19 protein-coding genes are annotated in these 20974 nt (G+C 62.2%); 11 read left to right on the forward strand and 8 right to left on the reverse strand.

Annotated features, from left to right (window positions below; genetic code table 11):
* Nucleotides 1–28: 28 nt before the first annotated feature.
* From ACP7E6_RS05790 to ACP7E6_RS05805, 4 genes are all read left to right on the forward strand, one after another.
* Entirely contained in the window at nt 29–280 is a 252-nt protein-coding gene (locus ACP7E6_RS05790; RefSeq protein WP_426228796.1) for a hypothetical protein, read from the forward strand.
* Nucleotides 281–426: 146 nt separating this feature from the next.
* On the forward strand, nt 427–1269 hold the full coding sequence (locus ACP7E6_RS05795; protein ID WP_426228797.1) for an alpha/beta fold hydrolase: 843 nt from the start codon (nt 427–429) through the stop codon (nt 1267–1269).
* An 81-nt stretch (nt 1270–1350) separates the two neighbouring features.
* Nucleotides 1351–1602, forward strand: coding sequence for a type II toxin-antitoxin system Phd/YefM family antitoxin (locus ACP7E6_RS05800; protein WP_426228798.1), 252 nt, complete (start codon nt 1351–1353; stop codon nt 1600–1602).
* Between the two features lie 2 nt (nt 1603–1604).
* On the forward strand, nt 1605–2015 hold the full coding sequence (locus ACP7E6_RS05805) for a type II toxin-antitoxin system VapC family toxin (protein ID WP_426229422.1): 411 nt from the start codon (nt 1605–1607) through the stop codon (nt 2013–2015).
* Between the two features lie 6 nt (nt 2016–2021).
* Here the strand turns inward: ACP7E6_RS05805 and ppdK are convergent, their stop codons facing one another.
* Entirely contained in the window at nt 2022–4688 is a 2667-nt protein-coding gene (ppdK, locus tag ACP7E6_RS05810) for a pyruvate, phosphate dikinase (RefSeq protein ID WP_426228799.1), read from the reverse strand.
* A gap of 134 nt (nt 4689–4822) precedes the next feature.
* Entirely contained in the window at nt 4823–6445 is a 1623-nt protein-coding gene (locus ACP7E6_RS05815; protein WP_426228800.1) for a diguanylate cyclase domain-containing protein, read from the reverse strand.
* A 269-nt stretch (nt 6446–6714) separates the two neighbouring features.
* Between ACP7E6_RS05815 and ACP7E6_RS05820 the strand changes: the two genes are divergently transcribed.
* Nucleotides 6715–8514 carry a caspase family protein gene (locus ACP7E6_RS05820; protein ID WP_426228801.1) on the forward strand — a complete coding sequence of 600 codons (1800 nt, stop codon included), beginning with the start codon at nt 6715–6717 and terminating at the stop codon, nt 8512–8514.
* Nucleotides 8515–8517: 3 nt separating this feature from the next.
* On the opposite strand, the gene smc is transcribed toward ACP7E6_RS05820, so the two are convergent.
* The 3 genes from smc to ACP7E6_RS05835 form a co-directional block, all read right to left on the reverse strand.
* The gene (smc, locus tag ACP7E6_RS05825) at nt 8518–11982 is read right to left on the reverse strand and encodes a chromosome segregation protein SMC (RefSeq protein ID WP_426228802.1); all 3465 of its coding nucleotides are present in this window, start codon (nt 11980–11982) and stop codon (nt 8518–8520) included.
* 189 nt (nt 11983–12171) lie between these two features.
* Complete coding sequence (locus ACP7E6_RS05830) at nt 12172–13098, reverse strand: DsbA family protein (protein ID WP_426228803.1); 927 nt, start codon at nt 13096–13098, stop codon at nt 12172–12174.
* Between the two features lie 123 nt (nt 13099–13221).
* Nucleotides 13222–13728: a DUF721 domain-containing protein gene (locus ACP7E6_RS05835; protein ID WP_113318421.1), complete on the reverse strand. Its 507-nt coding sequence runs from the start codon at nt 13726–13728 to the stop codon at nt 13222–13224.
* A gap of 97 nt (nt 13729–13825) precedes the next feature.
* Here ACP7E6_RS05835 and mutY point away from each other — a divergent pair, with 97 nt between their 5' ends.
* From mutY to ACP7E6_RS05855, 4 genes are all read left to right on the forward strand, one after another.
* Entirely contained in the window at nt 13826–14926 is a 1101-nt protein-coding gene (gene mutY / locus ACP7E6_RS05840; RefSeq protein WP_426228804.1) for an A/G-specific adenine glycosylase, read from the forward strand.
* A gap of 10 nt (nt 14927–14936) precedes the next feature.
* Nucleotides 14937–15554 (forward strand): HAD family hydrolase, encoded by a 618-nt coding sequence (locus ACP7E6_RS05845; protein ID WP_426228805.1) that lies wholly within the window; start codon nt 14937–14939, stop codon nt 15552–15554.
* Between the two features lie 14 nt (nt 15555–15568).
* On the forward strand, nt 15569–15925 hold the full coding sequence (locus ACP7E6_RS05850; RefSeq protein ID WP_426228806.1) for a nuclear transport factor 2 family protein: 357 nt from the start codon (nt 15569–15571) through the stop codon (nt 15923–15925).
* A 580-nt stretch (nt 15926–16505) separates the two neighbouring features.
* Nucleotides 16506–16706, forward strand: a complete 201-nt coding sequence (locus tag ACP7E6_RS05855) for a hypothetical protein (RefSeq protein WP_426228807.1) — start codon at nt 16506–16508, stop codon at nt 16704–16706.
* Nucleotides 16707–16790: 84 nt separating this feature from the next.
* Here ACP7E6_RS05855 and ACP7E6_RS05860 read toward each other — a convergent pair whose 3' ends face one another.
* From ACP7E6_RS05860 to ACP7E6_RS05870, 3 genes are all read right to left on the reverse strand, one after another.
* On the reverse strand, nt 16791–17921 hold the full coding sequence (locus ACP7E6_RS05860; RefSeq protein WP_426228808.1) for a site-specific DNA-methyltransferase: 1131 nt from the start codon (nt 17919–17921) through the stop codon (nt 16791–16793).
* Between the two features lie 169 nt (nt 17922–18090).
* A complete protein-coding gene (locus tag ACP7E6_RS05865; RefSeq protein ID WP_426228809.1) occupies nt 18091–18453 on the reverse strand; it encodes an antibiotic biosynthesis monooxygenase family protein in 363 nt (120 codons plus the stop codon).
* Nucleotides 18450–18779: an NIPSNAP family protein gene (locus tag ACP7E6_RS05870; protein WP_426228810.1), complete on the reverse strand. Its 330-nt coding sequence runs from the start codon at nt 18777–18779 to the stop codon at nt 18450–18452. The genes ACP7E6_RS05865 and ACP7E6_RS05870 overlap by 4 nt, the downstream gene beginning before the upstream one ends.
* 117 nt (nt 18780–18896) lie before the next feature.
* On the opposite strand from ACP7E6_RS05870, the gene ACP7E6_RS05875 reads away from it, so the two are divergent.
* Both ACP7E6_RS05875 and ACP7E6_RS05880 read left to right on the forward strand, forming a co-directional pair.
* Nucleotides 18897–19625 (forward strand): ArsR/SmtB family transcription factor, encoded by a 729-nt coding sequence (locus ACP7E6_RS05875; protein WP_426228811.1) that lies wholly within the window; start codon nt 18897–18899, stop codon nt 19623–19625.
* Between the two features lie 79 nt (nt 19626–19704).
* Entirely contained in the window at nt 19705–20919 is a 1215-nt protein-coding gene (locus tag ACP7E6_RS05880; protein WP_426228812.1) for a multidrug effflux MFS transporter, read from the forward strand.
* Nucleotides 20920–20974 lie beyond the last annotated feature (55 nt).

Below are 20974 nucleotides of genomic sequence, written 5' to 3' on the forward strand. Positions count from 1 at the left end.
AAATCTGCAATCGATTCAAGGTCTCAGCATGCATATCCGGACGGTCCTGCCGCTTATCGCCCTTGGCGCAATCCTTGGCGGTTGCACCACGTTGACGCCGCAGGAACGCCGTGCCGCAGACGAGAAAACTTGCCTGTCCTACGGTTTTCGCCGTGGCACCGATGCGCTTGCCACCTGCCTGCAGCGCATCGATCTCGACCGCCGTGCCGAGTCGCGTTCGCTCCGATATGACAACGACCCGATGCTCTGGGGCTGGAACCGGCCGGTCATCGTCCGGTAATACTCTCACGTAACGCCGATATCGCCGGCAACGGCAAGGCTGCTTGCAAGAAAATTCCCTATCCGGTGCCAAATGGCGCAGGCTTTTGCTTTGGCAAAGCCGATTGGCACCTATGATGGGCGTGTAACCGATCGGGAGATTTTTCCATGAAAGCCGTGCTGAAAATACTCTGCGCCCTCTTCCTTCTTTCCGCCGTGCCGGCCCTGGCCATCGAGCGATGGCAGCAACTGCCCGACCCCGTGCCCCTGCCGAAAGCGGACAAGACCGGCACCGCCCCGGTCAACGGCATCAACATGTATTATGCCGTCTACGGCTCCGGCCCGCCGGTTCTCCTGATCCATGGCGGCCTTGGCTATGCCGATGTCTGGGGCGCCCAGGTGGCCGATCTGTCCAGGGATCACACCGTCATCGTCGCCGAAAGCCGTGGCCATGGCCGCTCGACCCGCAATGCCGAGCCCTATAGCTACGACCTGATGTCGTCGGACTATCTGGCGCTGCTCGACTACCTGAAGATCGACAAGACGGCGATCGTCGGCTGGAGCGACGGCGGCATTATCGGCCTCGACATTGCCATCCATCACCCGGAACGGTTGACCAGACTGTTTGCCCAGGCTGCCAATTCCAAGGTCGATGGCTTGATCCCGACGGTGATGGAAAACAAGACTTTCGCCAGCTACATCGAGAAGGCCGGCGAGGTTTACAAGAAGATTTCGCCGACACCCACCGAATACGATGCCTTCGTCACCCAGATCAGCGGCATGTGGGCAAGCCAGCCCAACTGGAGCGACGGCGACCTGAAGAAAATCACCACGCCCACCGCCATCGTTCTCGGCGACCATGACGAAGCGATCAGCCGCGACCATACCGACTATCTGGTCAAGACCATCCCGGGGGCTGAACTGATCATCCTCAAGGACGCCAGCCATTTCGCCATGCTGCAGGACCCGCAAGGGTACAACAAGGCGGTACGGGATTTCATCGACAAGTAGGTGAGCTCTGCGCCTCCCGCCTTGATCATGAAGCCTTCGGGAGTTAAGCTAGCTCAGCTAGATTTTTTAAGGAGAGTTCGGATGCGCAAAATTGGAGCCTTCGAGGCCAAGAACACGCTCGGTACCCTTCTTGACCTTGTCGAGCATGGCGAAGAGATCGTCATTACGCGCCACGGTAAACCCGTAGCGCGGATGATCAGAGAGACGCCTTTGCGTGATCGTACAGCTGCGATCGAAGCCGCAAAAGGGATTCGCGCACTTGCGAAAGACATCAAACTCGACGCTTTCGAATGGGAAGAATGGAAGCAGTATCGCGATGAGGGCCGCCGGTGAGTATGGTTCTCGATTGTTCGGCGACGCTGGCCTTTTTGCTGGAGGACGAACAGACACCGGCAATAGCCTCAGTCTTCGACGGGGTCGTTCAAGACGGTGCTGTCGTTCCCTTTCTCTGGTATCTGGAAGTGGCCAACAGCCTGTCTTATTCCGTGCGCAAAAAGCGTATTCCGATCGAAGCAAGAGATCAGCTTCTCGGCTACCTTCAGAAGCTGGACATAACGACCGACGAGGAAACCCATATCCATGCCTGGGCAGCAACACTTAAACTCGCCGACCTGCATGGCCTGACGATATACGACGCTGCCTATCTAGAACTCGCACAGCGACGCCGGTTGCCTTTGGCAACGCTCGATAAGGCCCTTGCACTTGCAGCCCGTCAGTCCGGCGTTACTGTCCTTCCGGAAGGTTAACCGGCCTCACCCCTTGCCATTAATCGCTGCCTGGGCGGCTGCCAGCCGTGCGATCGGCACGCGGAAGGGGGAGCAGGAGACGTAGTCGAGGCCGGTTTCCTCGCAGAAGCGGATGGAGGCGGGATCGCCGCCATGTTCACCGCAGATGCCGAGTTTCAGGCCGTTCTTGGTGCGGCGGCCGCGCTCGGCGGCGATCTGGATGAGTTCGCCGACCCCATCGAAATCGAGCGAGACGAACGGGTCCTTCTCGACGATGCCCTTCTGGATATAGGTGTTGAGGAACTGCGCCGCATCATCGCGCGAAATGCCGAAGGTGGTCTGCGTCAGGTCGTTGGTGCCGAAGGAGAAGAAATCGGCGCTCTCGGCAATCACATGGGCGCGAAGGGCGGCGCGCGGCAGCTCGATCATCGTGCCGACCAGATATTCGATCTCGATACCGGCCTCGCCAATGACCTCCTTGGCCACCGCGTCGATGCAGGCCTTGACGTAATCGAGCTCCGATTTCAGCCCGACCAGCGGCACCATGATTTCGGGGACGACGGGAGCGCCGGTTTCGCGGGCGGCCTCGACCGCGGCCTCAAAGATGGCGCGGGCCTGCATCTCGCAGATTTCCGGATAGGAAATCGCCAGACGGCAGCCGCGATGGCCGAGCATCGGGTTGAACTCATGCAGCGCATCGACGCGCTGGCGCAAGTCCGAAGGGTTCATGCCGAGCACGGCCGCGACATCGGCGATCTCCTCGTCGGTCTTTGGCAGGAATTCATGCAGCGGCGGATCGAGCAGGCGGATCGTCACCGGCAGGCCGTGCATGATCGAGAACAGTTCGGTGAAATCGGAACGCTGCATCGGCAGGAGCTTGGCAAGCGAGAGCCGCCGTCCGGCCTCGTCTGCCGCCAGGATCATTTCGCGCATGACATTGATGCGCTCGCCCTCGAAGAACATGTGCTCGGTGCGGCAGAGACCGATACCCTCGGCACCGAAGGAACGGGCCGCCCGCGCATCGGCCGGGGTCTCGGCATTGGTGCGTACGGTCATGCGGCGGCTGGCATCCGCCCAGGCCATGATCTTGCCGAAATCACCCGACAGTTCCGGCTGCAGCATCGGGATTTCGCCCTTCAGCACCTGACCGGAAGATCCATCGATGGTGATCACGTCGCCTTTGTTCAGCGTCATGCCGGCGCAGATCAGCAGTTCGTTGCGGGCATCGACGCGCAGGTTGCCGGCACCGGAGACGCAAGGGATGCCCATGCCGCGCGCGACCACCGCCGCATGGCTGGTCATGCCGCCGCGACAGGTGAGAATGCCTTCGGCCGCGTGCATGCCGTGAATATCTTCCGGGCTGGTCTCGACCCGCACCAGAATGACCTTGCGGCCTTCCTTTTCGGCCAGTACCGCCTCTTCGGAGGTGAAGACGATCTCGCCGGTCGCAGCGCCCGGCGAGGCCGGCAGGCCCGAGCCGATGATATCGCGGCGGGCGCGCGGGTCGATCGTCGGGTGCAGCAGCTGGTCGAGGGAGGCCGGATCGATACGGGTGACGGCCTGATCTTTGGTGATCGTGCCGCCTTCGGCCATGTCGACCGCAATCCGCAGCGCTGCCTTGGCGGTGCGCTTGCCGGACCGGGTCTGCAGCATCCAGAGCTTTCCGCGTTCGATGGTGAATTCGAGGTCCTGCATGTCGCGGTAATGGCCCTCCAGCCGGTTGCAGATCGCCTGGAATTCCTCGAACGCCTCCGGCATCAGCTTTTCCAGCGACGGCTTGTCGGAACCCGACGCGATGCGGGCGGCCTCGGTGATATTCTGCGGCGTGCGGATGCCGGCAACCACATCCTCGCCTTGCGCATTGACGAGGAATTCGCCGTAAAGCTCGTTCTCGCCGGTCGAGGGGTTGCGGGTGAAGGCGACGCCGGTGGCGGACGTATTGCCGAGATTGCCGAACACCATGGCCTGGACGTTGACGGCGGTGCCCCAGGCGGCGGGGATATTGTGCAGATGGCGGTAGGTGATGGCGCGCGGGTTCATCCAGCTGGAGAAGACGGCGCCGATCGCGCCCCAGAGCTGCACTTCCGGGTCCTGCGGAAAGGCTTGGCCGAGTTCCTCCTCGATCACCCGCTTGTAGAGCGAGATGATATGCTGCCATTCGACGGCGGAAAGCTCGGTATCCTGCTCATGGCCCAGACGGCCCTTTTCATCTTCGAGAATTTCCTCGAAAACCTCGTGGTCGAGCCCCATGACCACATCGGCATACATCTGGATGAAACGGCGGTAGCTGTCCCAGGCGAACCGGGCGTCGCCGGCATCATGGCCGAGCGCCTGCACGGTTGCGTCATTGAGACCGAGGTTGAGCACGGTATCCATCATGCCCGGCATCGAGGCCCGGGCACCGGAGCGCACCGACAGCAGCAGAGGACGCTCTGTATCGCCGAACACGCGGCCGGTGACTGTCTGCATCTTCTCAAGGCCGGCCGAGACCTGCGCCTTCAATTCATCGGGAATGCGGCGGCCATCGGCATAATATTTGCCGCAGGCTTCGGTGATGATCGTCAGGCCAGGTGGTACCGGCAGGCCGAGATTGCACATCTCCGCCAGATTGGCGCCCTTGCCGCCCAGGAGATCACGATCGCCCGCATTTCCCTCGGCTTCTCCCCCACCGAAGGTATAAACCCACTTCGTCATGCCATTTCTCCACCCATACGGCTCCCACCGGAGGTTACAGTATCCTTTTCGGCTTTAAAATGCACCGGTGGCGGAATTATGCTGCATTGCAGCAAAATCTCCGCCAAACCTGTCACAAAAGAGGAAATTGAGGTTTAAGCAGCCGTGCGGCTGCGGCGCCATGTGCTCTTGCCGGAGGCCTTTGCCTGATAGAGGGCCGTGTCGGCGGCACTCATCAACTCATCGGGGTCGAAACCATTTTCGGGGGACACTGCAATGCCGATGCTGACGCTGATGCCGATCTGACTATTGGCGATCCCAAACGGTTTTCCAAGCGCCAGAATGCAGCGGTCGGCGATATCGGCCACCGCCGACGCGGAGGCATGCTGAAGAATGGCAAATTCATCGCCGCCAAGCCGTGCCACCAGATCGCCGTTCACCAGGACCGATTTCAGCCGTTCGGCAACCTGCTTCAACAGCATGTCGCCGGCGGCATGGCCAAATGTATCGTTGACCGGCTTGAAGCCATCGAGATCGAGGTAGTGTACGGCCAGCTCCTGCCCGTCGCGCGCCGCCTTTTCCAGCGCGGATTCAAGCTTCTGGCGAAACTGCATGCGGTTCGGCAGCCCCGTCAGCGGATCGTGATGGGCCAGATGGGTGGCGTGGGCCTCGGCGCGGATGCGGTCGCTGACATCGGCGATCGTCAGAAGCAACCGCCGCGACGGTCCCTCGTGGATGATCCGCACATAGATCAGCACATGATGTTCCGCTCCGTCTGCCGCCTTCTGGTGCCAGACGGTGCGCGCCTCGCAATCCCCTTCCAGCCCCCGCAGCATGGTGCCCAGCCGCTCGCCTTCGCCGCCCGCATGAAAATCGGTAACGCTCTTTTGCCGCATCGCTTCGGCAGGAAAGCCGTAGAGCCGCACCGCCGCATTGTTGACCGCCAGGATGTCCAGCGTCACGGCATCGCAGACCATCATCGGCATCGGATTGGCATCGAACAGCAGCCGGAACGATTCCTCGCGGCGCTTGAGATCGGTGATATCGATGCGCATGCCGATGGCGCCGCCATCGGGTGTCCGGCGGTCGTCGTGGCGCAGCCAGCGCCCGTCCCGCAGCATCTGCTCTTCCTGCGAGACGGGGAGCCGATGCTTCTTCATCCGTTCCTCGATCCAGTGTTGCGGATCCGTGACCAGTTCGGGCATTTCGCCACTGGCCAGGCTGATCTCCAGAATCTCGCGGAACGGCATTCCGGGGCGCAGATGGTCCGCGATCTCAGGATAAAGCGCTGCATATTTCTCGTTCCAGAGGATGTAGCGATCCTCGGCATCGAACACGCAGGCTGCCTGCGGCAGCATGTCGATGAAAAAACCGAGGCGCCGGTGGGCTGCCCTCGCCTCCAACAGTGCCTCATCATTCTGCCGCTCAAGCTCAAGCCGCATCGATTCCATCGAACGTTCATCGATGAGATCGCGGATGACGACACCCGTCAAACCATCGCCGAACCGCACAACGGAGAGTTCTACGGGAATGACACTGCCATCGCCGCGCAAAAGCAAGGTTTCGCGGCGGAAGGAGTTGGCGGACGCGTTCGAGACACCGTGCCATTCCGGCAGGAGCCGCGACACCGGGGTTCTCACCAGAGCCGAGCCGCCACCGGACATCGCCGTCACGGCCTCATTGGCGAAGACGATGATACCGCCCGCATTGACGCACAGCGACGCCACGGGAGCGGCTCCCAACAGCAGCAATGCATCTGCGCCCGTGAACTCCGTCAAGCTGCATACCCTCCGGCGGCCCGGCGCCGCACTTTAAAGGTTATAGGCAAAAGTGTGCGCCCAGATATGAAAGATATCCTTACCGGCCTGGTACGCCAATGGATTGTGGCCGAGTAGCCTCTCTACCATCTTTGCGCATCACTTAACCAATGCTAATATTTATGACCAAGCGGGATATATCGAGGCTGACAACCGCCTCCCCGCTGAGTGCGTCGAATTCTTCCTCCACACCACGCGTGCCAATCTGTGACAGCCGGGGAGTGATTACGATGAGACCGTGCCTGCTGTGGCTGTATTTGCTGGTTTTTGCTTTTGCCGCGCCGCTCGGCGCTACCGCTGCGGAGACGGGAAAACGGCTCGCACTCGTCATCGGCAACGGCCAATACGAGGCTGCAGGCACTTTGCCCAACGCAGTCAGCGATGCACGCGATTTCGGAGCGTTTCTTTCAGCCCGGGGGTTTGAGGCCGATGTGGTGACCGATGCGGATCGCAGTCACCTGGCCGAAGCGATGTCGCGCTTTGTCCGCAAGGTAGGCAAGGACGACACGGCGCTGTTTTATTTCGCCGGTCACGGCATGCAGCTTCGCGGCGAAAACTATCTGGTCGCCACGGATGCGCGGCTGGCCAGCGAATTCGATGTCGCAGCCGAGACGCTGGCGCTTGCGGATGTCATCGAAGCCATTGAGAAAAAAGCGAAGATCGCTCTCGTCTTCGTGGATGCATGCCGCAACAATCCGCTCGCCAACCGTCTCAACCAGGAGATCGAAGGCGCCACCAGAAGCATCGCGACCCGCGGACTGGCGCCGGTCGAAACAGACAGCGCCGGCACCATGGTTGCGTTCGCTGCGGCACCCGGGCAGGTCGCATCCGACGGCAGCGGCAAGAATTCGCCCTTTACCACGGCCCTGATCAGCCATCTCGCAGGCCCCGGCCTTGAAATCGGCACCGCCTTCAAGCGGGTCATCCGCGACGTTCGAAAGGCGACGGATGGCAAACAATCGCCGCAGATCCTGTCGTCGCTGGCCTTGGAATTCTATTTCGACCCCTCATTGCCGAGCGGGGAACAGGCGCCGGTTGACACGCCGGCGATCGATCAGAAGACGATCGCGGTCGAGGCGGATTTTCGCAAGGCATTGCGGATCAATACGCCGCGCGTCTGGACGCTTTTCCTCGGGCAACACCAGACGGGCGAGCAGGCGATACTGGCGCGGCAGATCTTGAACCAGCTGCAACCAAACCCGGCGCTGGGCAGCGGCGCAAACGCTGAAACGCGGGAAACCGGGCTGGGACTGAGCAAGACCCAGCGGCACGATATCCAGGTGGCGTTGATCGGCCGGGGTTTTGCGGCCGGCCAGCCGGACGGCGCTTTCGGCCAGCAGACCCGGCGGGCGCTCGCCGACTATCAAAAGTCCATCGGCATCGGCAATTCCGGCTATTTCGACGAGCAGACAGCCAAAAGCCTCGGAATGGCGGTGCAAGCCTATGGAAACGGCCTTTATTCCTCGCCGCTGGCACGTGTCTACAATCCAAAGGATTTCGAAGGCCTCGAAACCGATCCGCGCGTTCTGAAAGCGGTTGCCTGCAGTCCCTATTATGAAAGGATCTACGGCTCCTTTGACGGACATCTCTACGTCCTCATGCGCGCCGGCCTCATCACGCGGAAATCTGCAGCATCGATTTCGAAACGCTGCGGCGGCTATCTCGCGACGATCACCTCGGAGGCGGAAAACAGCTTCATCGCATCACTTCTCAACAAGGACCCGCGACTGTTCCTGATGGGCTACGATCCCAAAGGGCCTGTGTCCTACAAGATGGGCGCTTGGATTGGCCTCATCCAGGATCCGTCGGGCAAGGAACCACGCGGCGGCTGGAAATGGGAGAATGGCGAACCGATGACATATTCGAAGTGGTACACGAACATGCCGAACGAAAATAAACCCGGCGATGATTATGCCATGTACTACGCCCACAAGCAGGGAAAAGCGGATACCAAGACACAATATGTCGATACCTGGGACGATATGGGGGAAAGCGACGGGGGCTATTCCTTTGTCATGGAATTGCAGTGAGAACTACACCGCTTCACGCAACTGCTCGGCCGTCTGCAGATCGACGGAGACGAGCTGGGAGACGCCCTGCTCGGCCATGGTGACGCCGAACAGGCGGTTCATGCGGGCCATGGTGATCGGATTGTGGGTGATGATGACGAAGCGCGTCTCGGTCGAGGCGGCCATCTCGTCCATCAGGTTGCAGTAGCGCTCGACATTGTGGTCGTCGAGCGGCGCATCGACTTCGTCGAGCACGCAGATCGGCGCCGGATTGGTGAGGAAGACCGCAAAGATCAGCGCCATCGCCGTCAGCGCCTGTTCGCCGCCGGACAAAAGCGTCATCGTCTGCGGCTTCTTGCCCGGCGGACGGGCGAGGATTTCAAGCCCGGCGTCGAGCGGATCGTCGCTCTCGATCAGCTGCAGTTCGGCCGTGCCGCCGCCGAACAGGTGGGTGAACAGCCGCTGGAACTGGACGTTGACGACATCGAATGCGGCCAAGAGCCGTTCGCGGCCTTCGCGGTTGAGGTTCTGGATCGCCGAACGCAGCTTGCGGATCGCGTCTATAATGTCCTCGCGCTCCTTCAGCATGGCATCGAGCTTGTCGGACAGTTCCTTCTGCTCTTCCTCGGCCCGCAGGTTGACGGCGCCCAGCCGCTCGCGCTCGATCTTCAGGCGGTCGAGTTCGCGCTCGATCTGGCGGACATCCGGAAGCTCGGCATCGACGGCAAGGCCGGTCAGCCGCATCACCTCGTGCGGGGCGCAGTTGAGCACCTCGCGGATACGGGCTTCGCTCTCGATCCGCTTTTCGCGGGCGGAAACAAGCCGTTCCTCGGCCCGGCCGCGCTTTTCGCGCGTCTCTGCCAGTTCCGACAAGGCGGTGACGGCGATCCGGTCGGCATCGCGCTGGCGCGTCTCGGCGACGGTCAGCACGTCGGCTGCCTGGCGGCGCGCCTCTTCGGCCTTCGACAGTTCGCTCATCAGAGCCCGACGCTTCTCGTCGAATTCATCGGGGGCTTCGAGCAGTTCCTCGACTTCCTCGCGTGCTTCGCTTTCGCGCTCGCGCAGGGTCTCGATATGTTCCTGCGCGCTCGCCGCCCTGGAGTTCCAGGTCTGCCGCTCCGCCGCGATGGCGCGAATGCGGCGTTCGCGGGCTTCGTTTTCGCGAGCCAAGCCATCATTGATGGCGCGGGCTTCGGCGACCAGCGCCCGGTCTGTGGCAACCGTGGTCATCTGGCTGTTGAGTTTCTGCTCCAGCCCGGCAACGTCTGGGGCATTTTCCAGCGCCTCGCGGCCGGCTTCCATCTGCTCGCCGATTTCCTCGACCTGCAGCGCCAGCTGGCTCGAGGTTTCGGAAAGAACGGCGCGGCGGCGGACGAGATCGCCGGATGCACGCTCGGCTTGCGCCAGCGCATCGCGGGCTTCGGCGAGCTTGCGCACCACCATGCGCTGGGTTTCGCGCGACAGCCGCAGGCGTTCGTCTTCAGTGCGGATGCGAGCCGCAGCGGCGGCAAGCTCGGCTTCGCGCGCGGCCAGCTGATCGCGGGCATCCGTGAGTTCGCCTTCGAGTTCGGCAAGGCGGTTCTTCTGGGCCAGACGCAGCGCTGCGGCACTTGGCGCATCCGCACCGGTGACATGACCGTCCCAGCGCCAGACGGCCCCGTCGCGCGTTACCAGCCTTTGTCCCGCCTTCAACAGCGGCAGCAGGCGCTCTGCCGTGGCGTCGTTTTCAACGATGCCGATCTGGCGCAGGCCGCGATCCAAAGTTTTCGGCGCACGCACGTGTTGCGTCAACGATATGGCGCCATCCGGCAATTGCGGATCATCCGAGGCATCGCCGGGCGCACGCCAATGGGCGGGCGCACCGGGGTCGAGCGGCGATTCCAGATCTTCGCCAAGTGCGGCGCCCAGCGCCGTCTCGAAACCGCGATCGACCTTCATGTCATCAACGACGGGCGGCGCTGCTCCCTGCACGGCCGACGCATCCAGCATGCGCCGGATGGTGCGGGCTTCGGTCTCGATGCCGTTGACCCTTGAGCGGGCGGCATCGACCGACGGGCGGGCGGCAACTTCGACCTGCCGGGCAACAGCCAGCGCCTCTTCGATATCGGCAACGGCATTTTCCGCCTGTTCCAGCGCGGATTCGGCAGCCTCGACCTCTTCCTGCTTTTCGGCTGGATCCGGAAGCGTTTTAATCTGCCGGTCGAGTTCGTCGAGATCGCGGTTCTGGTCGGACAGCTGACGGGCAAGACGCGCCTGCCGCTCGCTCAGATCGCGGATGGTCTTTTCAAGCTGGTTGCGCGACGCCTGGGCCTCGGCCTTTTCGGCCGTCAGCAGGCCAAGGTGGCGTTCGCTGCCGGACAATCTTTCGCTTGCATCGGCAAGCCGCTCGCGGGCTTCCTCGGCCCGCTCGCCGGCTTCGGCCAGCATATCGGCAAGCTCGCTCTCTTCCTCGTCCAGACGGGCCAGAATACCGGCATTGTCGGCGACCATCCGCTCCTCGCGAACGATATCCTCGCGCAGCTGCGACAGGCGGCGCTGCAACTCGTCGCGGCGGCGCAGAATGCGGCCGGCGTCTTCCTCCAGCTGCGACTTGGCGATCTGCAGGCGCTGCAAGGCGGCTGCGGCCCGCGCCTCGGCCTCACGCAGTTCCGGCAGTTTCAGGTTGGCAACCGCCTGCGCTTTGGCCGCTTCCATCTGGGCTTGCGCCTTTTCGGCGACCAGCGAGGTCGCCTGGTTCAGCTGGCTGTCGGCTTCGCCCTCGGCTTGCTTGGCCTGGACCCAGCGGATATGCAGAAGCATCGCCTCGTGGCGGCGGATATCGGCCGACAGCATCTTGAAGCGATTGGCCTGGCGCGACTGGCGTTTCAGGCTTTCGATCTGGCTTTCGAGCTGCGAGGTCACATCCTCCAGCCGCTCAAGATTGGTTTCCGCCCCTTTCAGCCGCAGCTCGGCCTCATGGCGGCGCGAATGCAGCCCGGAAATGCCGGCGGCCTCTTCGAGCAGCTGGCGCCGTGCCTGCGGCTTGGCCGCAATCAGCTCGCCGATCCGGCCCTGGCCCACCATCGACGGCGAACGCGCGCCGGTCGAGGCATCGGCAAAAAGCAACTGCACATCCTTGGCGCGGGCTTCCTTGCCGTTGATGCGGTAGACCGAGCCGTTCTCCCGCTCGATCCGCCGCGTCACCTGGATCTCGTCGCTATCGTTGAAGGCGGCGGGCGCTGTGCGATCGGAATTGTCGAGATAGAGGCCGACTTCGGCGGTGTTGCGAGCGGGGCGATTTCCGGAACCGGAAAAGATCACGTCGTCCATGCCGGACGCCCGCATGTTCTTGTAGGAATTCTCCCCCATCACCCAGCGCAGCGCTTCGACCAGATTGGACTTGCCACAGCCATTCGGCCCGACAACACCGGTCAGCCCACGCTCGATGACGAATTCGGAGGGCTCGACGAAGGACTTGAAGCCGAGAAGGCGCAGTTTGGTGAATTTCATGCGGCTTGCCCCCTCTTCTCCCCAGCGGGGAGAAGGTGGCCCGAAGGGCCGGATGAGGGGGTGGTTCCGCGCCCGGGGTTCCCCCTCATCGCCTCGCGATGCTCGGCACTTCTCCCCGCAGGGGAGAAGAAAGAAAGAAAAACGGGCGCACTGAGGCGCCCGCTGGCCGTTTTGTTAAAACGCTGGGGATCAGAGCATCGAGTCGATAAGGGCCGACATGGTGTCAACCGACATTTCTCCGGAATACTTCTTGCCATTGACGAAGAAGGTGGGGGTGGCCTTGACGCCGAAATCCTTGTCGCCCTTCTGCATCGTTGCCTGCACATCATCCAGAAGTTTCTGGTTCGTCAAGCAGGCCTCGAAGCTCTCCTGTGTAAAACCGGCGAGTTTCGACATCTGCAGCAGCGCATCGCGGCCGTTCGGCGCGGCAGCCCAGGTTTCCTGCTGCTTGAACAGCATCGAGATCATCGGGAAATACTGGCCTTCGGGGGCGCAGCGCGCCAGCATGAAGGCGGCGGCCGCACGCGGATCAAACGGAAATTCGCGCAAGACGAAGCGGACCTGGCCGCTATCGACATATTTGGTCTTGATGGCATCATAGGTTTCGTTGTGGAAACGGGCGCAATGCGGGCAGGTCATCGACATGTATTCGACGATCGTCACCTTGGCGTCGGCCTTGCCGACCGACATTTCCGGCAGCGGGCCTGGCGCCATCAGCTTGGCAATATCGACTTCGCCTTCCGACTGCGGAACCTCGACCTTGGCTGCGGGCGCTGCGGCCTGCGCCACCTGCGTCTGGCCGGCCTGCGCCGTTGCCGGCGTTGCAGCCGAAGACATGGTGGAGGATGTCGTCGTGCCGTCCACCGGCTTGGCTGTGTTGGCAGCCATCATCGAGCCACCCTCGGCCGGCTTCATCGCAGACGTGGACGACATCATCGAGCCGCCATCAACCGGCTTGACTTCGGTCTTGGCGGCCGTGTCGGTGCTTTCCGTCGCAGGCGCGTTTGCAGCCGCATCCTTCTTCTCGTCGCTACAGGCGGCTAGCGTCACAGCGATGGCAGCCACGGCAACGCCGCTCAGGAGGCGCTTGAAAGGGCTCAGTTCAGAAAGGGACATGGTTTCACCTGTGTAAGGGGATAAACGAAAACGGTCGAAAATTCGATAACTTGCCTTGTTCAAGGCGACAAGGGGCTGTTGCTCACCAACGTTCAAACAATTGTGACCGGCCGATGGTCGCGTTCATTTTTTTCGCGGCGCAAGCACCGCCGTGCCAAGGCGCGTCAGCGCCGCCTTCAGGGCATCGTTTTCGATGCCATCGACCAGCGTCTCAAGATGCCGCGCCCGCTCGCCGGTCAGCGGTCTGGGTTTGCGATAGGGTTTGGGCGGGGCCGAGACCGGCTTTTGCACGATGCGCATCTGGTTGATCGCCGGAAAACCGAAGAAACCGTTGATCCGCTGGATCAGTTCGCCCTGCGCATGGGTGAGGAACAGGGCGCGCGCGCCTTCGCAGGCAATGGTCAGCACACCCGGCTGGTAGCCGCCCTCGCCGGTCATTTCTGAGGCGCGGCGCGGCCAGGCGATCTTTTCCGGCCGGGTGCAATCGGCAAAGTCCTCGCCGGCGATCTCATCCCAGGAACCGAGCAACAGCGTGTTGATACCGGCCCGCTTGGCAAGCACCGGATCGATCATGCCATTGGCGATCTCGCTGATCTGACGGCCGCCCTTGCGGGTATAAGGTTGTTTCAACAGATATCTTTCGGGTTGCGAATCCGCCTTGAAGGATGGCGAACACTCCGCCAAGTATAGGAGCCAATCAACCTTCCGGCAAATGATGCAGCAGACAATGAAATCGGCCGATGTGGCCAATACGGCCAAACGGCTTCTCTCCTGGTACGACAGGCACCATCGCGACCTGCCCTGGCGGGTGTCGCCGCCGATGGCACGCGATGGCGTGGTCGCAGACCCCTATCACGTCTGGCTGTCGGAAGTGATGCTGCAGCAGACCACCGTGCAGGCGGTCAAACCGTATTTCCAGAAATTCCTGGCGCTCTGGCCGAAGGTGACCGACCTTGCGTCTGCCGATACCGAGGAAGTGATGAAGGCGTGGGCGGGCCTTGGCTACTATGCCCGCGCGAGAAACCTGAAGAAATGCGCCGAGGCGGTGGCGCGCGAACATTCCGGTATCTTTCCCGACACCGAGGACGGATTGAAGGCCCTGCCGGGGATCGGCGACTATACCGCCGCAGCCGTCTCCGCCATCGCCTTCAACCGGCAAAGCGCCGTCTTGGACGGCAATGTCGAGCGGGTGATCTCGCGGTTGCACGCGATCGAGACGCCGCTTCCATCAGCAAAGCCGCAGATGCGGGCGCTGGTGGCCGAGATGACGCCGGCGGACCGGCCCGGCGATTTCGCGCAAGGGATGATGGATCTCGGTGCGACGATCTGCACGCCGAAACGGCCGGCCTGTGCGCTCTGTCCGCTGAACGAAAACTGTCTGGCCTTGAAAAGGGCCGATCCGGAGACCTTTCCGCGCAAAGCGCCGAAAAAGGAAAAACCGCTGCGCGTTGGCGCCGCCTTCGTCGCCAGCGGCATCGATGGTGCCGTCTATCTGCAAAAGCGCGGCGACACCGGGCTGCTCGGCGGCATGACGGAGGTTCCGGGCACGCCCTGGACCTCGCGCGTCGACGGCGACAATACGATTTCCGCCCAGCCTTTTGCCGCGCCATGGGAACCCTGCGGAACAATCTCTCATGTTTTCACGCATTTTGAGTTGCGCTTGTCGATCTATCGGGCCAAGGTCGGCACCCAGAACAAAACAGGAAACGGCTGGTGGGAACCGCTTGCCTCACTTCGGGCCCAGGCGCTGCCGACCGTCATGAAAAAAGTAATCGCCCAGGCTATACCGGACGCTTTCAAAGACGGTCCGGACAGCCTTGGAAACTGAGGAATACCCGATGAGCAGCGTCGAAATCCGCCACATCGTCTTCGACATCGGCAGGGTGCTGATCCATTACGATCCGCATATCCCGTTCTCGCGAATCATTCCCGACGATGCCGAGCGCAAGTGGTTCTTCGCCAATGTCTGCACCCATGACTGGAACATCGAGCAGGATCGCGGCCGCGATTGGCGCGAGGCGGAAGAGCTTTTGATCGCGCAGCATCCTGATCATGCCGACAGCATCCGGGCCTTTCGCAAATACTGGCACGAGATGGTGCCGCATGCCTATGTCGAATGCGTCTCGATCATGGAAAGCCTGATCGCCAAGGGCTATGACGTCACCATGCTGACCAATTTCGCCTCCGACACATTCAAGGAAGCGCAGAAATTGTTCCCGTTTCTCACCCTGCCGCGCGGCGTGACGGTGTCGGGCGACATCCGGCTGATCAAGCCGGACGTGGCGATCTATCAGACGCATACGAAGGCGTTCGGCCTTGATCCTGCGGCAACGCTGTTCATCGATGACAGCATGCCCAATGTCGAGGGTGCTCGCGCCGCCGGATGGCATGCCGTTCACTTCACCGATCCGCAGACGCTGCAATCCGACCTCTCGGCTTATGGGCTTGCAGTATGACGATGGAAACCAGCATGCCCTTCGATCCCGTGGCTGCCGCCGCGCGCTTTCATGCCGTGATCGGCGATCTCGATTTTGAAGCTATCGACGATTTCTTCGCCGATGACGCAACCTATTCCTCCGGCAAGGTCGGGGGCCTCAAGGGCCGCGCCGATATCATGGCAGCGTTCCGGCGCTATTTTGCCGAATATCCGGACCAGGTGGCCGAAGACAGCCTGATCGAACAGGTCTCCGCGCTCGCGGCCCGGGCCGTCTGGAGCCTCAGGGCCACCAGCGCGACCACCGGATATCCACTTGTCCGCCAGGGCGAGGAAACCATCACTTTCAATGATCAAGGCAAGGTCACCAATGTCGATGTCACTGATTTCTAAGGCTCGTTTCCCGATGCCCGTTGCCGGCGCAGGATGAGCCCTCGGAATCCGGCATGGAACGAGGCTCGCTTGCCAAAAGGCAGCAATGACGGCACCGCCAGCGGAGGCTTCGTCTCTCGGGCATCGTGCCAACAGCACGGGAGATAAGCCTGGCGGAAGAGAGCATCTGAACTTCCGGTGCCGGAAACAGAAACGCCCAGGACCATCGCGGATCCTGGGCGTTTAAGTCTTCTTCCGGGACTGAAGGTGCTAAACCGGTCGAAAACTATCTGTGAACGGAATGGCTTCGATGCCGCGCCGCCAAGCAATTTACGGGCCTGCCCGCGCGCCTCGCGTGGTTGATCACGCGGTCGTCCTTGCTCGTGGTCAAACTATCCGTGAGATGGTTAAATTGTTCTAAAAGACGGCTTCGTCTTCGCGGAAATCAGGTCCGGATTGTCTGGATTTTTTTGACGGCAACAGGCACGGTCGGCACCATCACGCCGACTCACAGCGCGAAAAATCCGCCACTTCCGCCACTGTGGTGAAACTCGTCTTTTCAGGAACTCGTTCCCGTCCGCAGACGGGAAAGGCAGGCCATATGAACGAGACTACCGAGATTTCGAACAGACCCAAAGACAGGCAACACGGCCCGGAGAACAATTCCGAAAGCCCTGCCCGATGGGTGATTCACTGTATCTGCTGCGAAGAGCCGGTCGAGCCGTGGCAGACCAGCGGCTATCAATTCGGCTATTGCGCCCACTGTTTCGATGTCCTGATGGAACCGGCAGGGAAATCCTGAGGCGCACTTTATGCGCTGAATTAACATGCAAACGCCGCGCGACCTCAAGGTGCGCGGCATTTGGTTTTCGGTGGGCGCGGCTGATCAGTTGACCTTGGCCATGCCGCTGCGGATGACGGCGCGCAGGTCGTCGATCGGCTTGAGCGCCGTGCCGTCCTCGTAATGCCAGAAGGTCCAGCCGTTGCAGGCGTCCAACCCTTGCACCTTGGCGCCGAGGCGGTGGATCGAACCGGCGTCGCCGCCGCTGGCCACTGTTCCGTCCGCACGCACGATGGCGCTGTAACGGCGCTTGGCGTCGGTCAGCACCGTGCCGGGCTTGATCATGCCGCTTTCGATCAGCGTGTTGAAGGCGACGCGCGGTTCGGCCTTCTTGCCGGTCATCACCGACAGGGTCGCCTTGCCGAGCGGCTCGACGGCCGCAATCCGCTCGGATGCCGCGTCGATGTAGGCCTGCTCGCGTTCGATACCGACGAAATGGCGGCCGAGGCGCTTGGCAACGGCACCGGTGGTGCCGGAGCCGAAGAACGGGTCGAGCACGATATCGCCCGGCTTGGTCGAGGCCATCAGGATCCGGGCCAGCAGAGCTTCCGGCTTCTGGGTCGGATGCGCCTTCTTGCCGTCGTCGCCCTTCAGCCGCTCGCCGCCCGAGCAGATCGGAAACAGCCAGTCGGAGCGCATCTGCACGTCGTCGTTCGAGGCCTTGAGGGCATCGTAATTGAACGTGTAGCCCTTGCCCTTGGCGCTCGGGCTTGCCCAGATCAACGTCTCATGCGCGTTCTGGAACCGGCGGCCCTTGAAATTCGGCATCGGGTTGGTCTTGCGCCAGATGATGTCGTTGAGGATCCAGAAATTCAGGTCCTGCAGGGTCGCGCCGACGCGAAAGATGTTGTGGTAGGAGCCGATGACCCAGAGCGTTCCGGTGGGTTTGAGGACGCGGCGGCAGGCAAGCAGCCAGGCGCGGGTAAAGGCGTCGTAGGCCTCGAAGGACACGAACTGGTCCCATTCGTCATCGACGGCATCGACCAGCGACTGGTCGGGCCGGTGCAGCGAACCGCCAAGCTGGAGGTTGTATGGCGGGTCGGCGAACACGACGTCGACGGAGTTGTCGGGAAGCGCCTCAAGAGCGGCGACGCAATCGCCTTTGATGATGGAATCGAGCCAGCCTGCAGGGCTGACGCCGCGGGAGATTTCGGCCAACGAAACAACTGATGACATGGACACTCGCACCTACGCTTACTCGGAACTGATTGCCCTTATGGTTACCGAACTTGGTTACCAAATGCTGAAGGGGGCGGAAAATTTGCGATATGATACAGCAGGATGCTGGAAAAGCGCCGATATGACGCGTTCCCGTCACGCTTAACGGGAACGCGTCTTGTGCCGCTTATTGCCTCTGTTCGCTTGCCGCGTGAAATACCCGGCTGTCCTCCGGCGCCTCATCCCGCTCGGCCATGCCGTAATCGCGGATGACGCTTGCAATGCGCAGCCGGTAATCGGCGAAGGTGCCGTTACGGCCGGCATGCTGGGCCGCGCGATGCTCGGGACCGTTGCGCCAGGTGGCGATCGCCGCCTCGTCGCGCCAGAACGACAGAGACAGGATCTTGCCGGGTATCTTCAGGCTTTCGAACCGCTCGATCGACAGGAAGCCGTCGATCTCGTGGAGCCGGGTGTGAAGTTGCGCGGCCAGATCGAGATAGGCGCCGCGCCGGTCGTCGGCCGGCGTCACTTCGAAAATGACGGCGATCAAAACGACACTGCCTTTGCATGCGGGCCGGAGACGTTCTTGAGGAAAATCCGGTCTTCCCTATGGATGAACCGTTCTTTCCTCGCAAACTGATAGTTTTCGATGCCAAGCGGATCGGCAGCCAGCCGCGCGCGATAGGCTTCGTAGGCGGCCAGGCTCTCGATGTGATAGGCGGCATAGGCCGTGGTGGCGGAGCCCTCGTGCGGGGCGAAATAGCCGATCAGGTCGGCGCCGTTGCGCGGGATCGCCTGTCCCCAGTTGCGGGCGTAGGCGGCGAATTCCTCGCGCTTGAACGGGTCGATTTCGTAGCGGATGAAACAGGTGATCATGGGTCTCTCCTTGGTTTGCGGATGCCCCGTTGTGCCATTTTACAGCGACCGGATGCTTCGATGACGATCGAAGTGTCGGGCCTTGCCGGGGTTGCGGGCTGCGGTTAACATCCGCGCATGAAAGAAGGTCCAGATATCGCCCTCATCGGGTCGCTGATCGGCGATCCCGCCCGCGCCAACATGCTGACCGCCCTGACCGGCGGCAAAGCACTGACGGCCACGGAGCTTGCCGGAACGGCGGGGATCACCCTGCAAACCGCCAGTTCGCACCTGTCGAAGCTGGAGGCCGGCGGCCTGATCGCGCAACGAAAGCAGGGACGCCACCGCTATTTCACCCTTGCCGACGACGATGTCGGGCTGATGATCGAGGGACTGATGGGCTTTGCCGCCTATCGCGGTTTTACCCGCCATCGCACCGGCCCCAAGGACCCGGCGCTGCGCAAGGCCCGCGTCTGCTACAATCACTTGGCGGGCGATTACGGCGTGCGCATGCTCGACAGCCTGGTGGCGGAAGAGGTGATCGCCGGAGCCGGTGACACGCTGCATCTGACGCCATCCGGCAAAGACAAAATGACCTCGCTCGGCATCGATCTTGCGGCTTTGACGCGACTGCGCCGGCCGCTCTGCCGCGCCTGCCTCGACTGGAGCGAACGCCGCTCGCATCTTTCCGGCTCGCTTGGCCAGGCGCTTTTGACGCTGTTTCTCGACAAAGGCTGGGCCAGGCGCGAGCCCGACAGCCGCGCCATCCGCTTCACCGGCACCGGCGAAACGGAATTTGCAACACTCTTCCCCCTGCCCGCGCCATCGACGGCCGATCCCCGTCACCGGCACACCGTCGAAGCGTGACCAAAAGCCCGTTGCCGGGCTGGGGTTTTGCCGGAAGGCTGTTTATAGGTCGGATCACCCCTTCAACGCGATACGGCCAATGACATCCTCGACCAGTTTCCGCGAGCGCATCGCGCTCTATGCCTGCCTGACCTCGCTGACCTCCATCAGCATCGATGCGCTTCTGCCGGGGCTGCGGCAGATCGGGGCCGATGTCGGCGCCGCACCTCCACTCTCCACCCAACACGTCATCTCCCTATTCATCCTCGGCATGGCGTGCGGAGAATTGCTGCTCGGGCCGCTCTCCGACGCGCTCGGACGAAAGAAGGCGCTGGTACTCGGCCTTTGCGTCTACGCACTTGGAACGGTGATCGCCATGACCGCCGGGTCGCTGGAAATGGTCATCCTTGGCCGGTTTGTTCAAGGCATCGGCGTCTCCGGCCCGAAGATCGCCACGCGGGCGATGATCCGCGACCAGTTCGAGGGCGATGCAATGGCGCGCGTCATGTCGTTGATGTTCACGCTGTTCATTCTCGTGCCGATGCTGGCGCCGGCCTTAGCGCAGGGCATCATCGCTGTTGGCGGCTGGCGCAGCGTCTTTGTTGTTTATCTCGGGCTGGCGGGCCTTCTCGGCCTCTGGCTGGTGATGCGGCAACCGGAAACCCTGCCGCCCGCTAAGCGCATTCCGTTTCGCCCCCGGCTGCTCGTGCTGAACGGATGGCGCATCCTGTCGAACCGGCGGGTGACGCTGCTGATCGTAGCGACCGGGCTCGTCTTCGGCGCCCAGCTCGTCTACCTCAGCACCGCAGCTGACCTGTTCTATGATGCCTATGGAATCGCTGAGACTTTTCCGTTCTATTTCGCGGCGCTGGCCACCGGGATCGGGCTCGCCTCGTTCCTCAACGCCAAGCTGGTGCAACGTTTCGGTTCGGACACGATGGCGCGCTGCGGCTTCGCCGGCCTCGCAATGGCAGGCCTGGCGATGCTGGCAGTCTCCGCGTTCTGGGGCGGAAGGCCGCCCCTGCCCGTGCTGATGGTGCTCGCCTTTTCGGCATTCTTTGCCATCGGCGTGCTGTTCGGCAACCTCAACGCCATGGCCATGCGCTCGCTGGGACAGGTTGCGGGGCTCGGCGCATCCTTGATCGCCTCCGGCTCAAGCCTGATCGCCACCCTGTTCGCAATCACTCTCGGCGCGTTTTATGACGGCACGACGTTCACGCTGTCGGCCGGCTTCCTTGTCGCCGGCATCAGCGCGCTGGTGCTGGCCGAGCTTGCAGCGCGGGGAGATGCCGCACCCGTGGAAGCCCTACGGTAGACAGCCAGCAGTAATTCGGGCCGTCTTCGTACCTGGTGGCGGTGGACATGGCGGC

It is taken from the genome of Pararhizobium sp. DWP3-4 (assembly GCF_049898205.1).
Taxonomy (GTDB): domain Bacteria; phylum Pseudomonadota; class Alphaproteobacteria; order Rhizobiales; family Rhizobiaceae; genus Pararhizobium.

Bases quoted from the DNA above. Each gene is read 5' to 3' on its own strand.
- ACP7E6_RS05790 (WP_426228796.1), top strand. From the start codon at position 29: ATGCATATCCGGACGGTCCTGCCGCTTATCGCCCTTGGCGCAATCCTT.
- ACP7E6_RS05795 (WP_426228797.1), top strand. From the start codon at position 427: ATGAAAGCCGTGCTGAAAATACTCTGCGCCCTCTTCCTTCTTTCCGCC.
- ACP7E6_RS05800 (WP_426228798.1), top strand. From the start codon at position 1,351: ATGCGCAAAATTGGAGCCTTCGAGGCCAAGAACACGCTCGGTACCCTT.
- ACP7E6_RS05805 (WP_426229422.1), top strand. From the start codon at position 1,605: ATGGTTCTCGATTGTTCGGCGACGCTGGCCTTTTTGCTGGAGGACGAA.
- ppdK (WP_426228799.1), bottom strand. From the start codon at position 4,688: ATGACGAAGTGGGTTTATACCTTCGGTGGGGGAGAAGCCGAGGGAAAT.
- ACP7E6_RS05820 (WP_426228801.1), top strand. From the start codon at position 6,715: ATGAGACCGTGCCTGCTGTGGCTGTATTTGCTGGTTTTTGCTTTTGCC.
- smc (WP_426228802.1), bottom strand. From the start codon at position 11,982: ATGAAATTCACCAAACTGCGCCTTCTCGGCTTCAAGTCCTTCGTCGAG.
- ACP7E6_RS05830 (WP_426228803.1), bottom strand. From the start codon at position 13,098: ATGTCCCTTTCTGAACTGAGCCCTTTCAAGCGCCTCCTGAGCGGCGTT.
- mutY (WP_426228804.1), top strand. From the start codon at position 13,826: ATGAAATCGGCCGATGTGGCCAATACGGCCAAACGGCTTCTCTCCTGG.
- ACP7E6_RS05845 (WP_426228805.1), top strand. From the start codon at position 14,937: ATGAGCAGCGTCGAAATCCGCCACATCGTCTTCGACATCGGCAGGGTG.
- ACP7E6_RS05850 (WP_426228806.1), top strand. From the start codon at position 15,569: ATGCCCTTCGATCCCGTGGCTGCCGCCGCGCGCTTTCATGCCGTGATC.
- ACP7E6_RS05855 (WP_426228807.1), top strand. From the start codon at position 16,506: ATGAACGAGACTACCGAGATTTCGAACAGACCCAAAGACAGGCAACAC.
- ACP7E6_RS05860 (WP_426228808.1), bottom strand. From the start codon at position 17,921: ATGTCATCAGTTGTTTCGTTGGCCGAAATCTCCCGCGGCGTCAGCCCT.
- ACP7E6_RS05870 (WP_426228810.1), bottom strand. From the start codon at position 18,779: ATGATCACCTGTTTCATCCGCTACGAAATCGACCCGTTCAAGCGCGAG.
- ACP7E6_RS05875 (WP_426228811.1), top strand. From the start codon at position 18,897: ATGAAAGAAGGTCCAGATATCGCCCTCATCGGGTCGCTGATCGGCGAT.
- ACP7E6_RS05880 (WP_426228812.1), top strand. From the start codon at position 19,705: ATGACATCCTCGACCAGTTTCCGCGAGCGCATCGCGCTCTATGCCTGC.